We start from the raw sequence: 12989 nt of genomic DNA, 5'->3' as shown, positions 1-12989 counted from the left end.
GCGACCAGTCATCACGACCGGTTTATTGTGAAGGCCAACGATTCCACAAGGAGGAACCCCATGGCGAAGACCAAGAGCACGACCAAGGCCAAGACCGGCAAGCAGAAGCTTGCAGCGGCGGCACCGTCGGCGCCGAACATCGATATCGGGATCACCCAGGGCGACCGCAAGAAGATCGCCGACGGTCTGTCGCGCTTCCAGGCTGATGCGTTCACGCTCTACCTGAAGACGCACAACTTCCACTGGAATGTAACGGGGTCGATGTTCAACTCGCTGCACACCATGTTCGAGACGCAGTACACCGAGCAGTGGGCGGCACTGGACGACGTGGCCGAGCGCATCCGCGCGCTGGGCTTCAATGCCCCGGGCTCCTACCGGGAATTCGCTGCGCTGACCTCGATCGCCGAGGAACCGGGCCTTACCGACAGTGCGGACTGGCGTGAAATGGTACGCCAGTTGGTGGTCGCCAACGAAGCGGTCTGCCGTACGGCACGTGAAGTGCTGGACGTGGCGGCCAAGGGTGACGACGCCCCGACCGAGGATCTGATGACCCAGCGCCTGCAGACCCATGAGAAGTACGCCTGGATGCTGCGCTCGCTGCTGCAGTAAGGGTTGGGGGTGTTCGGCAGGGCTGCGCCCTGCACCCGCAGAGGCCTTGAAGCCAAGGCCAGAGCCAGAGCAGAAGCTGGCTATCCGTGGGTTGGCGGGGTGGGTCCGGTTGCGGGGGACGCCGTAAATCCATCCATGGCGCTCACGCCCCCGCAACCGGCCCCCCCCCCGCCTTCGACAGTTTTTCGCGATCTGCCGGGACAGCGTCCGCTCTGGTAGGTGTCGACCTTGGTCGACACAGATGAATTCACTCGATATCTGACAGATGTGTCGACCAAGGTCGACACCTACCAACAGCCGCGTGAACCTGTCGAAGGCGGGGCGGTGTCGGATTGGGGGGTGTCAGCCGCATGGATGCGGCTGCCAAGCCTACACGGACGTACTTGCGGCGTCCCCGCAATCCGACACCGCCCCGCCAACCCACGGATCACCCCAGAGCCGGCTGTTGCCTTTGACGTTGCTCTGGCTTGAAGGCTTCTGCAGGTGCAGGGCGCAGCCCTGCCGAACCCCCGCCGGGGTAAACTAGCCGGATGGCTTCCCGTCCCGCGCACGACCTGCTCCAACGCGTCTTTGGTTACGACGATTTCCGTGGTCCCCAGCAGGACATCGTGGAGCATGTGGCTGCCGGTCACGATGCCCTGGTGCTGATGCCCACCGGCGGCGGCAAGTCGCTCTGCTACCAGGTGCCGGCCCTGCTGCGTGACGGATGTGGCATCGTCATCTCACCGCTGATCGCGCTGATGCAGGACCAGGTCGAAGCCCTGCGCCAGCTCGGCGTGCGTGCCGAGTACCTGAATTCCACCCTGGATGCCGAGACCGCCGGGCGCGTCGAGCGCGAACTGCTCGCCGGCGAGCTGGACATGCTCTATGTCGCTCCCGAGCGGCTGCTGACTGGTCGCTTCCTGTCACTGCTGTCGCGCAGCCACATCGCCCTGTTCGCCATCGACGAAGCACACTGCGTGTCGCAGTGGGGCCATGACTTCCGCCCCGAGTACCGCCAGCTGACCGTGCTGCACGAGCGTTGGCCACAGATCCCGCGGATCGCGCTCACCGCCACCGCCGATCCGCCGACCCAGCGCGAGATCGCCGAGCGCCTCGATCTGCAGGAAGCACGCCACTTCGTCAGCTCCTTCGATCGCCCCAACATCCGCTACACCGTGGTGCAGAAGGACAACGCCCGCAAGCAGCTGACCGACTTCCTGCGCGGCCACCGCGGCGAGGCCGGCATCGTCTACTGCATGTCGCGGCGCAAGGTCGAAGAGACCGCTGAATTCCTCAACGGCCAGGGCTTCAACGCCCTGCCCTACCATGCCGGCCTGCCACCGGAAGTACGCGCCAGCAACCAGCGCCGCTTCCTGCGCGAGGATGGCATCGTGATGTGCGCCACCATCGCCTTCGGCATGGGCATCGACAAGCCGGACGTGCGCTTTGTCGCGCATACCGACCTGCCCAAGTCGATGGAAGGCTACTACCAGGAAACCGGCCGCGCCGGCCGCGATGGCGAGGCCGCCGAGGCCTGGCTGTGCTACGGCCTGGGCGACGTGGTGCTGCTCAAGCAGATGATCGAGCAGTCCGAAGCCGGCGAAGAGCGCAAGCAGCTGGAGCGGTCCAAGCTGGACCACCTGCTGGGCTACTGCGAATCCATGCAGTGCCGCCGCCAGGTGCTGCTGGCCGGTTTCGGCGAGACCTATCCCCAGCCCTGCGGCAACTGCGACAACTGCCTGACCCCGCCCGCCTCCTGGGACGCGACCATTCCGGCGCAGAAGGCGCTGAGCTGTGTCTATCGCAGCGGCCAGCGCTTCGGCGTCGGTCACCTGATCGATGTGCTGCGCGGCAGCGAGAACGAAAAGGTGAAGCAGCAGGGCCACGACAAGCTCAGCACCTATGCGATCGGCCGCGACCTCGACGCGCGCACCTGGCGCAGCGTATTCCGCCAACTGGTCGCCGCCAGCCTGCTGGAAGTGGACAGCGAGGGCCACGGTGGCCTGCGCCTGACCGATGCAAGCCGCGACGTGCTGACCGGCCGCCGCCAGATCAGCATGCGCCGCGACCCGGCCAGCAGCACCAGCGGGCGCGAGCGCAGCGCGCAGCGCACCGGCCTGTCGGTGCTGCCGCAGGATCTGGCCCTGTTCAACGCCCTGCGCGGCCTGCGTGCCGAACTGGCCCGCGAACAGAACGTGCCGGCCTTCGTGATCTTCCACGACAGCACCCTGCGCAACATCGCCGAACAGCGCCCGACCAGCCTGGATGAACTGGCCAGGGTCGGCGGCATCGGTGGCACCAAGCTGAGCCGCTACGGCCCGCGCCTAGTGGAGATCGTGCGCGAAGAAGGGTAGCGGCTCCACATTGGTGCTGGTCCAACCTTGAACCGGCCATTCAGCCGGAAGTGCATCCGCGCCCGCTTGCAGCTAGATTAGCGCCATGTCCCTGGCCTCGACCCTGCTCCGTGTCGTGCTCATGCTCAGCCTGTTGCTCAACGGGCTGAACGCGGCCATGGCCAGTGGTCACGAGGAAATGGGCCGGATGGCGCACGCCGTGGCCATTGCCGCCGACGGCGGTGACCCTGACTGCCACCATCACGCGGGTATGCAGGCCGACGAGGCCCCGCAGGCCAAGGCCCCGCCCCACGACGCCCACTGCCAGATCAAGGACTGCGTGCGCAGCTGCGCCCAGCACCCGCTGCTGGTGGTGCAGCCGTTGCCGTTCATGGCCGGTCCGACGTTGTCGCTGGCCCCGCAGCCGATGCCGGCCACTGGCCGTCCGGCGCCGCCACTGCCGCCGATTTCGCGTCCTCCCATCGGCTGATTCCACACGCACCGTGCGCCTTGCGCACCGCAGCCGGCCGCCTGCCGGCGTCTTTACGTGTCTGGAGTCACCACCATGAATACCCGCATTCCCCCCGGTCCGGGCGCTGTGCCCATGCCGTCGCGCCGCCTGTTCGTGCAGGGCCTGGCCGCCGGCGGCGTGGTTGCCGGCATCGCCGCTGTCGGCGTGCCGCAGCGCGCGCTCGCCGCCACGGCCGCCCCACGGCTGGCCGGCGCCCCCGCCGTGCTCAGCGACACCCGCATCGAACTGGCCATCGGCGAATCGCTCGCCAATTTCACCGGCCGCACCCGCCCGGCGATCACCGTCAACGGCTCGCTGCCGGCACCGATCCTGCGCTGGCGCGAAGGCCAGACCGTCGACCTGTTCGTGCGCAACACGCTGGAACGCCACCCGACCTCGATCCACTGGCACGGCATCCTGCTGCCCGCCAACATGGACGGCGTGCCCGGCCTGAGCTTCAACGGCATCGGCCCCGGCGAGACCTACCACTACCACTTCGAGCTGAAGCAGTCGGGCACCTACTGGTACCACAGCCACTCCATGTTCCAGGAGCAGGCTGGTCTGTACGGCGCGCTTCTCATCGACCCGGCCGAACCGGCGCCGTACCACCACGACCGCGAGCACGTGATCATGCTGTCGGACTGGACCGACATGGACCCGGGCGCGCTGTTCCGCCGCATGAAGAAGCTGGCCGAGCACGACAACTACTACAAGCGCACCCTGCCCGACTTCCTGCGCGACGCGAAACGCGACGGCTGGTCGGCGGCGCTGTCCGACCGTGGCATGTGGGGCCGGATGCGGATGACGCCCACCGATATCTCCGACATCAACGCGCACACCTATACCTACCTGATGAACGGTACCGCCCCGGCCGGCAACTGGACCGGCCTGTTCCGCAGCGGCGAGAAGGTGCTGCTGCGCTTCATCAATGGCGGGTCGATGACCTACTTCGACGTGCGCATTCCTGGCCTGAAGATGACCGTGGTCGCTGCCGACGGCCAGTACATCCACCCGGTGAGCATCGATGAGTTCCGCATCGCCCCGGCCGAAACCTACGATGTGATCGTCGAACCGAGCGGCCAGGACGCCTTCACCATCTTCTGCCAGGACATGGGCCGCACCGGCTACGCCGCCGGAACACTGGCGGTTCGCCATGGCCTGCAGGCACCGATTCCCGCGCGCGACCCACGTCCGTTGCTGACGATGAGCGACATGGGTCACGACATGGGCAGTGGTGGCCACGGCGGTCACGACATGGCTGCGATGAAAAGCATGGAAGGTGGCTGCGGCGCCAGCATGGGCCACGGCGCGCACGGCGGCGGCGATGCCGCCAGCAAGGCACCGAAGCACCCTGCCAGCGAACGCAACAACCCGCTGGTGGACATGCAGAGCTCGGCCTCCGAACCGAAGCTGGACGACCCCGGCATCGGCCTGCGCGATAACGGCCGCCAGGTGCTGACCTACGGCGCGATGCGCAGCCTGTTCGAAGACCCGGATGGCCGCGAGCCGAGCCGCGAGATCGAACTGCACCTGACCGGACACATGGAGAAGTTCTCCTGGTCGTTCGATGGCATCCCGTTTGCCAGCGCCGAACCACTGCGGCTGAACTACGGCGAGCGCATGCGCATCGTGCTGGTCAACGACACCATGATGCAGCACCCGATCCATCTGCACGGCGTGTGGAGCGATCTGGAAAACGCACAGGGCGAGTTCCAGCTGCGCAAGCACACCATCGACATGCCGCCGGGCACCCGCCGCAGCTATCGCGTGCGCGCCGATGCACTCGGCCGCTGGGCCTACCACTGCCATCTGCTGTACCACATGGAAGCGGGCATGATGCGCGAAGTGAGGATCGAAGAATGAGCCGCTCACTGCTTTCCCCCAGCCTGCTGGCCCTGGGCCTGGCCGCTGCATTGCCCGTGTTCGCGCAGTCGCACGCTGGTCACGACATGGCCGCGATGGATCCGCCCGCGAAGACCGTGAAGGCACCGGTCGAACCGGTCGATCATTCGAAGATGGATCATTCGAAGATGGATTCGGGTGCGATGGACCACTCAGCCATGGATCACTCGAAGATGGACCATGGCGCGAGGCAGCCGGCGACGATGGACCATTCCACGATGGATCATTCCACGATGGACCACGCCGCGATGGGCCACGGATCGCCTGCACCGACCGAACCGCGCGAACCCATCCCGGTGCCGACCGACGCCGACCGCGCCGCGGCCTTCCCGCCCATCGCCCACGGTGCGATGGAGCATGCGCCGGAGATCAACAGCCTGCTGCTGATCGACCGTCTGGAACATTGGGATGGCAAGAGCAGCAATGGTCAGGCCTGGGAGGCGACCGGTTGGATCGGCGGCAACATCAACCGCCTGTGGCTGCGCACCGATGGCGAACGCAGCCGTGGCCGCACGGAATCGTCGTCACTGGAAGCACTGTATGGCCGCAGCGTGTCGCCATGGTGGGACGTGCTGGTCGGCGTGCGCCAGGACTTCCGCCCGGCCGACTCGCGCACATGGGCGGCCGTCGGCATCCAGGGCCTGGCGCCGTACAAGTTCGAGAGCTCGGCCACGCTGTACATGGGCTCCGGCGGCCAGGTGCTGGCCAAGGCCGAGGTCGAGTACGACGTGCTGCTGACCAACCGCCTGATTCTGCAGCCGCTGCTGGAAGCCACCGTCGCGGCCAAGGACGAGAAGGAGTACGGCATCGGCCGTGGCCTGAACAAGGTCGAAGCCGGGCTGCGACTGCGCTATGAGTTCAGCCGCCGCTTCGCGCCCTACATCGGCATCAGCCACGAACGCACGTTTGGTGACACCGCCGACTATGCCGGTGACCACGCGCGCGACACGCGCTGGGTGGCTGGCGTGCGCATGTGGTTCTGAGCAGCAGATCGTGAGCAATGGCCAGCCCCGGCAGCCGCCGGGGCCGGCTACACTGCGCCACGTTCCAATGCAGGCACCGCCATGTCGTTGCAGATCCGCCGCGCCACCCTTGCCGACGTCGACGCGCTGTCGGCCATCGCGATTGCCACCTACAACGAAACCTGGGGCGATTCCTATCCGCCGCAGGAGCTGCACGGTTTCCTGCAGGCGCACTACAGCAGCGAGCCGCAGCGCATCGAACTGTCCGATCCACACAGTGCCATCTGGCTGTTGATGGACGGTGACGCCGTGGTCGGCTATCTGGCCGCCGGTGCCAACACCCTGCCGCACACGGATGCACGCGACGGCGACATCGAACTGAAGCGGTTCTACATCCTGGCCGCACACCAGAACGGCGGCCATGGTGCACGCATGATGGACGCGTTCATGGCCTGGCTGGACCAGCCGCAGCGCCGCACCCTGTGGGTGGGCGTGTGGGAAGAGAATTTCGGCGCACAGCGCTTCTATGCGCGTTACGGCTGCAGCAAGGTTGGCGAGTACGACTTCATCGTCGGCGACACCCACGACCGCGAGTTCATCCTGCGGCGGCCGTGATCACGCGCTCCATGTAGAGTCGAGCCATGCTCGACTGCACCTGATCCGTAGAGTCGAGCTTGCTCGACTATTGGTAACAAGAGCCAGTCGAGCAAGCTCGACTCTACAACGCCTCAGAAGTCGAACAGCTCCGACAGGAAGCTGTCCTTCTTCTTTTTCTTGTATCCGTGGCCCCGATTGTCCTCGTAGCGCTGGCCCAAGTGGCGGGTATCACGGTGCATCACCGGCGGCGGAGAGGATGCCGGATGCTGCTGTACAGGCGCGGGCGGCGGCACGGCCGCACCGGCACCGGCACCGGCACGCTCGATGATCTTGTCCAGTTCACCACGATCCAGCCACACGCCCCGGCAGCCGGGGCAATAGTCGATCTCGATGCCATGGCGTTCGGCCATCTGCAGGGTCTGGGTCTTGCACACGGGGCACAGCATCGGCATTGCTCCTGTCGGTCCTGCATCGACTGTACCTGTGCGGTGATGACTGTGCGGCAACGCATGACCGATGGCACAGGGACTTCCGACGCGTGCCGATGCGGCGGCAGTCGCACACACTGGGCCCCTGTTCCGCAGGGAGTGCGTACATGACCGCGTTGTCCCGCCTGCCCACCGCCGCGCGCCTGCTGCTGGTCCTGCTGGGCGTTGGCCTGGGCCTGAATCTGCGCGATATCGCTGCGGCCGCAGGGACTCCGATTCCCGCCCTGCCCATACCCTACGGCGGCAGCCTGCTGGACAACGCGCTGGCGGTGCTGTTGGCACTACTGCTGGCCACGCTGCTGCGGCCCCGTGGCATGGGCCTGCTGGGCAGCCTCGGGCTGCGCGGGAATGGTTGGGGCGGCCCGATGTGGGTGTTGCTGGCCAGCCTGCCGTGCTGGCTGGGCCTGGCGATGCTCGGCACCCCGAACACCGCGCTGACCGCGCTGGACGCCACGATGCTGGCCGTGCTGTTCCCACTGGCCGAGGAAGTGCTGTTCCGCGGCCTGGGCTTCGTGCTGCTGGTGAAGATCGTGCGTGGTCCGTGGCCGCTGCTCGCGCTGCCGCAGGCGCTGCTGTTCGGCATGGTGCACTGGCTGGGCTTCGGTGGGTTCGACGGTGGCGGCATCGCGCTGTTCGTCGGCGCGGTGATCGCCCTCGGCGGCTTCATCTTCGCCTGGCTCGACCACCTCGACGGTGACACCCTGTGGTGCGGCCTGGTCCTGCACGTTTCGATGAACCTGGCCTGGAATGTGTTCAGCCTTGATGACGCCGTCGCGCTCGGCTGGCAGGCCACCAGCCTGCGCATCGGCACCGCCCTGCTCGCGGTCGCAATCCTGGCCTGGTACGTGCGCCGCCAACGGCGCGGACAGCTGTAACGCCCACTTAGCTTGCCGTGCACGCCGGGCTCACTACCGGCTTGCGCATACTTGCGCGCCTTTCGCTCCCCCTGTTGTCCGGAGTTGCCGCGTCATGTTGCTGTCCAAGCGCTTTGTGGAACCGCGCGTCCTGCTGATCGAGGACGCCGAGGAAACCCAGGAACTCAGTCGCCTCGCCCTGGAAAGCCAGGCCTGCCAGGTCACCGCTGTCAGCAGCGCCGAGGCCGCACTGGGCCTGCTCAACGCCGGCGAACCGTTCGACCTGCTGTTCACCGACGTCTGCCTGGGCGGCATCAGCGGCATCGAAACCGCCAACCGCGTGCGTGAGCACCTGCCGCAGCTGCCGATCCTGGTCACCTCCGGCATGGACCAGCACCGCGTGCTGCCGCAGCTGCGCGCCGGCATCCACTTCCTGCCCAAGCCGTACAGCATGAGCGAGCTGCTCGATGCCATCCGGCTGTGCTTCCGGCACGCAGCGGATGCCACGCTGATACCGCCGCCGCAGGCCAGCGCGGCCTGAGGCAATCATCCACGCCTGGCGTGGATCTACTGATTCCGTTTCTCTTCGGCATGGATCCACGTCAACACCACCGGTAGATCCACGCCATGCGTGGATGCAGCCTCCCCATCAACCGCCGGTGTACGGCCCTTCACCCGGCATCACCTCCAGCAGTGCGCGAGTGATCACCCGCGGGTAAACCGTGAGATGGTCCTCACCGTCAATCACCACGTTGTCCACATTCAACTTGCGACCCGTGCGCTTCAGCTGGGCAGTGAAGTCCGCGGTCTGCCTCAGCATGTCGTTGCCGGTTGAATAACGCGGCCCTGGCTTGTCCGTCTCGTAACTGCCCACCGACAGCAGCACGCGCGTAGGCTGCGCAGGGATGACGGCGCCATCCTGCATGCGCGGCAGCAGAAGCTGGTCGAACCACAGCGAAGGACTGGACAGGATGTAGGTGCTGAACATGTCCGGTTGTGTGGTCAGCACATAGGCACCGAACAGCGCGCCATAGGAATGACCAGCGAACATGCGCCGGGCAGGATCGGTGCGATAACGCGCATCGACCATCGGCAGCACCTGTGCGGCCAGGAAATCACGGTAGTGCGCGGCACCGCCGTAGGTGACGTCATCACTGTAATAGCCATCGACCGTGCGCGCCGGATTGCTGGGCGTGTAGTCGCGCGAGCGGCTCTGCTTTGAAGTCAGGCCTTCCTGCGGCGGCAAACCGACCAGGATGAAATTCTCGATGTTGACGCCCTGCTGCCCCACCAGATTGCGCACGCTGCGCACCAGCGGGAAGCTGTACAGCGCATCGGTCACGTACAGGACCGGATAGTGCTTTTCCGGATGCGCCGCATAATCGGCCGGCAGCGCCACCCAGATCGGGTAGTCGCGCCCCACCGGGTCATGTACGCGCAGCGCTTCGGTATCCGGCAGCACTACGCCCGGCACCGCCGTTGCCGCGCTTTCCTTCGCGTCACTCTGCGTTGCCGGTGGTGCCACCGACATCGCACAGCCACTCACGGCCAGGCAGGCCGCCACACTCCATCCACGCACACGCTGCATCCACGCTCTCCCGTTGCGGGCGGCGCCCTCAGGTGGCGCCGCTACCGCATCCTCACACGTCATGCGGTGCAGTGCCACGCCGGATCAGGGCGACGCCGGCGGCGGTGCCGGGAACAGCGTGCGCAGCGCCTGCAAGGCGGCTGGGTGATAGATCGTGGCGTGGGTTTCCTCCGGCAGCGGCAGGTACTTCACCAGCGGCGACGGCGACGCCTGCTGCAGCAGCGTGGCCAACTGCGCGGCGGACGCAGCCAGCTCCGGCTGCCCACTGCTGGCCAGGAACACGCGCGGCTGCGCACGCGTCACCGCCGGCAACTGCTTGGCCGCAGCGGCCAACATCGTGCCCCGATTCCACCACAGGCTGGGGTCCAGCGCGATGTAGCTGTTGAACAGTGTCGGCTCCTGCAGCAACGTCTCGACCACGAACAGTCCAGCCAACGACTCGCCGATCAGCGCGCGCTCGTCGGTGGTCGGGTAGCGTTGGCGCACCTGTGGCATCAGTTCGTCGCGCAGAAAGCTGCGGTAGGCCGCTGAACCGCCGATGCGGGGCGCGATCTTCTGGTCTTGCGGGTCGCTGCTGGGGCCCGTCATGTCGCGGCGGCGCTCGGTGTTCTCGATGCCTACCAGCAGGAACGGACGCATGCTGCCGTTGCCGCTCAGCACCTGCACCAGCCCGGCCACATGCAGGAAGTCCTCGCCGATGCCGCCATCGGCCATGTACAGCACCGGCAACGCCGCCTTCGGGTCCAGGCCCCACGGCTGCGGGCGGTAGACATTGATGCGGCGGGTTTCGCCCAGCGCCTTCGATTCAATGGTGAAGGTCTCGCCGATGACCAGCGGGGTTGCGGCGGCGGCCTGTGCGGACGGCGCCGGCTCGGCGGCCATCAACGGCGCGGCGGAGACAGCGGACAACAACAGCGACAGCACGATCAAGCGCATGGAGCGGCCCATCCTGGGAAAGTGCCGAGCATAACGCCAAGGCCAAGGCGTCGGCCGATTCGGCAAGCCTGCACGTATGCTACGGCGCTGCGCGATGCTTGAACTGTATCGGGAAATGACTGCAATCGGGTTTGCTAGCATTCGTCGTTTCCTACAAGGAGTTGGGACATGGGAGGCTTCAGCATTTGGCACTGGATCATTCTTCTGGCGGTCGTCCTGATCCCGGTCGGCATCGCAGCCGTCATCGCAGCGATTGTTCTCAGGCGAAAGTAGATCCACGCCATGCGTGGATGCGCATTCTGGGGATGCCTCAAGCGCATCCGCGATGGCACGCGCGAAGCGTGCCGCCGTTGGCATGCTGACCGTGGCGGAAATGCTGCACGCCGCTGAGCACTGCCGGTCGATGACCACGCCCGACTGCCATCTGGATGAAGGGGGGGCGATGGGTTGTTCTTCGCCTGCCGCAGGCTGGCGGAACGGGTGTGCCGGGATATCCGGCCGGCGTACCCGCCGTTGTACCCAGAACCGGTCCATACTTGGGACGGGCTGGTCGCCAGTCCCTTCGAAACCTACAAGGAGGTTTGCATGTTGAGTGCCGTACTCATCGCCGCGCTGGCCGCCAGCCCGGCCGCGCCCGTACCGTATGCCGATTGCCTGCTCGGCAACATCCAGCCCGGACTGTCTGATCGTGCCGTGCAACTGGTGCAGGAGGCCTGCGCTGCAAAGCATCCGGAGAGCTTCGCCGCAGCAATGGAACTGGAACGCAGAACCAACCTGCAGCGGCTCACCTATTTCGAGGCGGCAAGAGCGGAGGCGGCACGTTCTGCGAATGCGGCAGCAACGGCCGCACAGGAGGCTGCCGACGCGGCGGCGGCTAAAGCGAAGAATGCGCGGACGAAGTAGTTGCCCTGGACGAGCGCCACAAAAAAGGCACCGCATTGCGGTGCCTTTCTGAATGACCTGGGTCATTGGATGCAATGGTGGGCCGTGAAGGATTCGAACCTTCGACCAAAAGATTAAAAGTCTTCTGCTCTACCGACTGAGCTAACGGCCCATTGCACTGCCCCAGCCTTTCGGCGGGGTGGGCATTCTACCCTACTTTGCCGGGCCGGGTGAAACCCTGGTGCGTCGAGGTTGCCGGCCAGCGGCCGGCACTACCCCGATCTGGGCCGCCGGCTTAAACCTTCCGGGCCTCCGTCGCATCCCATCTGTGATCCTTCCCCGGAGCCACGGATGCGCCTGCCCTTCTGCCTCATTGCCGCCCTGCTGGTGCCCTGCGCAGCACTGGCCGCCCCGCCCCAGGTCGTCACTGATGATATCGGCCGCTTCTGGGCTACCTATGACGCCGTGCGCACCGAGCCCGACGTTGAACGCCAGGTCGCACTGGTGCAGGAGCGCTACATCGATCCGGGCAGCCCCGGCCTGCATGCGCTGATGCAGGTGCGCAACTACACCGCCCGCGAATACGCCACGGCCATGCGTACGTGGCCGCGCTTCTGGACGTCGGTACGGCCATTGACCGCCAACGCGCAGCAGGCCAGCGCCACCCTGGAACGGGACCTGGCTGCGTTCCGGGAGCTTTACCCCGCCCTGCGCCCCGCCAACATCACCTATGCGGTCGGTGTTCTGCGTACCGGCGGCACGACGCTGGGTGACAAGGTGCTGATCGGAGCGGAGATGGCGCTGGGCGATGAGCGCGTGGACGTGAGCGAGCTGCCGGAGCCGATGCGCAGCCGCCTGCGGATCTTCTACGACAGCCGCCCGGGGGCGAACAACGCGCAGAACAACCTGCACGAGTACGTGCATACGCAGCAGCGCGAGACCACCGGCAGCCTGGCCCAGTACGCGGTGCGCGAGGGTGTGGCCGAGTATGTGGCGGAGCGGCTGAGCGGGCGCCGGCCGGCATTATCCTTCTACGACTACGGCGCAACACACGAGGCGGAAATCCGCGCACGCTTCATTGCTGAGATGAACGGGGAAAATCTCGACAACTGGCTCTACAACAGCGCCCGCAATCCGTTCGGGGTGAGTGATGTGGGGTACTACGCCGGGTATCGCATCGCGCAGGGGTACATGCGGCAGCAGGCCGATGAGAAGGCGGCGATCGCGCGGATGATCGAACTGGACTATGCCGATCCGGAGGCAGTGCGGGCGTTTATTGACGCGTCGGGGTGGTTACGGCAGCGGTAGCGCCGGGCCATGCCCTGCGGACAGTGCCAACCAAGGT

13 protein-coding genes and 1 tRNA gene are annotated in these 12989 nt (G+C 66.3%); 10 read left to right on the top strand and 4 right to left on the bottom strand.

The genetic code is table 11. The features are described 5' to 3' along the window. The first annotated feature begins 60 nt into the window (after positions 1 to 60). From V3B25_RS16230 to V3B25_RS16205, 6 genes are all read left to right on the top strand, one after another. Positions 61 to 609: a Dps family protein gene (locus tag V3B25_RS16230; RefSeq protein ID WP_006439098.1), complete on the top strand. Its 549-nt coding sequence runs from the start codon at positions 61 to 63 to the stop codon at positions 607 to 609. A gap of 530 nt (positions 610 to 1139) precedes the next feature. Beyond that, positions 1140 to 2945 carry a DNA helicase RecQ gene (gene recQ / locus V3B25_RS16225; protein WP_049420940.1) on the top strand — a complete coding sequence of 602 codons (1806 nt, stop codon included), beginning with the start codon at positions 1140 to 1142 and terminating at the stop codon, positions 2943 to 2945. Positions 2946 to 3030: 85 nt separating this feature from the next. Continuing rightward, positions 3031 to 3414 carry a CopL family metal-binding regulatory protein gene (locus V3B25_RS16220; protein WP_201117126.1) on the top strand — a complete coding sequence of 128 codons (384 nt, stop codon included), beginning with the start codon at positions 3031 to 3033 and terminating at the stop codon, positions 3412 to 3414. 75 nt (positions 3415 to 3489) lie between these two features. Then, positions 3490 to 5298, top strand: coding sequence for a copper resistance system multicopper oxidase (locus V3B25_RS16215; protein WP_049420942.1), 1809 nt, complete (start codon positions 3490 to 3492; stop codon positions 5296 to 5298). Beyond that, entirely contained in the window at positions 5295 to 6320 is a 1026-nt protein-coding gene (locus tag V3B25_RS16210; protein ID WP_329811000.1) for a copper resistance protein B, read from the top strand. Before V3B25_RS16215 ends, V3B25_RS16210 begins: the two co-directional genes overlap by 4 nt. 81 nt (positions 6321 to 6401) lie before the next feature. After that, positions 6402 to 6914 (top strand): GNAT family N-acetyltransferase, encoded by a 513-nt coding sequence (locus V3B25_RS16205; RefSeq protein WP_329810999.1) that lies wholly within the window; start codon positions 6402 to 6404, stop codon positions 6912 to 6914. A 113-nt stretch (positions 6915 to 7027) separates the two neighbouring features. On the opposite strand, the gene V3B25_RS16200 is transcribed toward V3B25_RS16205, so the two are convergent. Then, positions 7028 to 7342: a zf-TFIIB domain-containing protein gene (locus tag V3B25_RS16200; RefSeq protein WP_032128518.1), complete on the bottom strand. Its 315-nt coding sequence runs from the start codon at positions 7340 to 7342 to the stop codon at positions 7028 to 7030. A 149-nt stretch (positions 7343 to 7491) separates the two neighbouring features. On the opposite strand from V3B25_RS16200, the gene V3B25_RS16195 reads away from it, so the two are divergent. Next, complete coding sequence (locus V3B25_RS16195; RefSeq protein WP_049422917.1) at positions 7492 to 8259, top strand: CPBP family glutamic-type intramembrane protease; 768 nt, start codon at positions 7492 to 7494, stop codon at positions 8257 to 8259. Between the two features lie 94 nt (positions 8260 to 8353). Beyond that, entirely contained in the window at positions 8354 to 8779 is a 426-nt protein-coding gene (locus V3B25_RS16190; protein WP_049400506.1) for a response regulator, read from the top strand. A 108-nt stretch (positions 8780 to 8887) separates the two neighbouring features. Here V3B25_RS16190 and V3B25_RS16185 read toward each other — a convergent pair whose 3' ends face one another. Next, positions 8888 to 9826 carry an alpha/beta hydrolase-fold protein gene (locus tag V3B25_RS16185; protein ID WP_049422916.1) on the bottom strand — a complete coding sequence of 313 codons (939 nt, stop codon included), beginning with the start codon at positions 9824 to 9826 and terminating at the stop codon, positions 8888 to 8890. A gap of 84 nt (positions 9827 to 9910) precedes the next feature. After that, positions 9911 to 10762, bottom strand: a complete 852-nt coding sequence (locus V3B25_RS16180) for an alpha/beta hydrolase-fold protein (RefSeq protein WP_049422915.1) — start codon at positions 10760 to 10762, stop codon at positions 9911 to 9913. Positions 10763 to 11347: 585 nt separating this feature from the next. On the opposite strand from V3B25_RS16180, the gene V3B25_RS16175 reads away from it, so the two are divergent. After that, positions 11348 to 11665: a hypothetical protein gene (locus V3B25_RS16175; RefSeq protein WP_201117130.1), complete on the top strand. Its 318-nt coding sequence runs from the start codon at positions 11348 to 11350 to the stop codon at positions 11663 to 11665. A gap of 75 nt (positions 11666 to 11740) precedes the next feature. Here V3B25_RS16175 and V3B25_RS16170 read toward each other — a convergent pair. Beyond that, positions 11741 to 11816: transfer RNA gene (locus V3B25_RS16170), tRNA-Lys, on the bottom strand. Positions 11817 to 11995: 179 nt separating this feature from the next. On the opposite strand from V3B25_RS16170, the gene V3B25_RS16165 reads away from it, so the two are divergent. Then, the gene (locus tag V3B25_RS16165; protein ID WP_201117132.1) at positions 11996 to 12952 is read left to right on the top strand and encodes a DUF2268 domain-containing putative Zn-dependent protease; all 957 of its coding nucleotides are present in this window, start codon (positions 11996 to 11998) and stop codon (positions 12950 to 12952) included. Positions 12953 to 12989 lie beyond the last annotated feature (37 nt).

The sequence above is a fragment of the Stenotrophomonas sp. SMYL8 genome, assembly GCF_036320065.1.
GTDB lineage: Bacteria > Pseudomonadota > Gammaproteobacteria > Xanthomonadales > Xanthomonadaceae > Stenotrophomonas > Stenotrophomonas maltophilia_A.
Note: the sequence above shows the minus strand (reverse complement) of the source record. Positions and strands in the feature narration are given on the sequence as shown.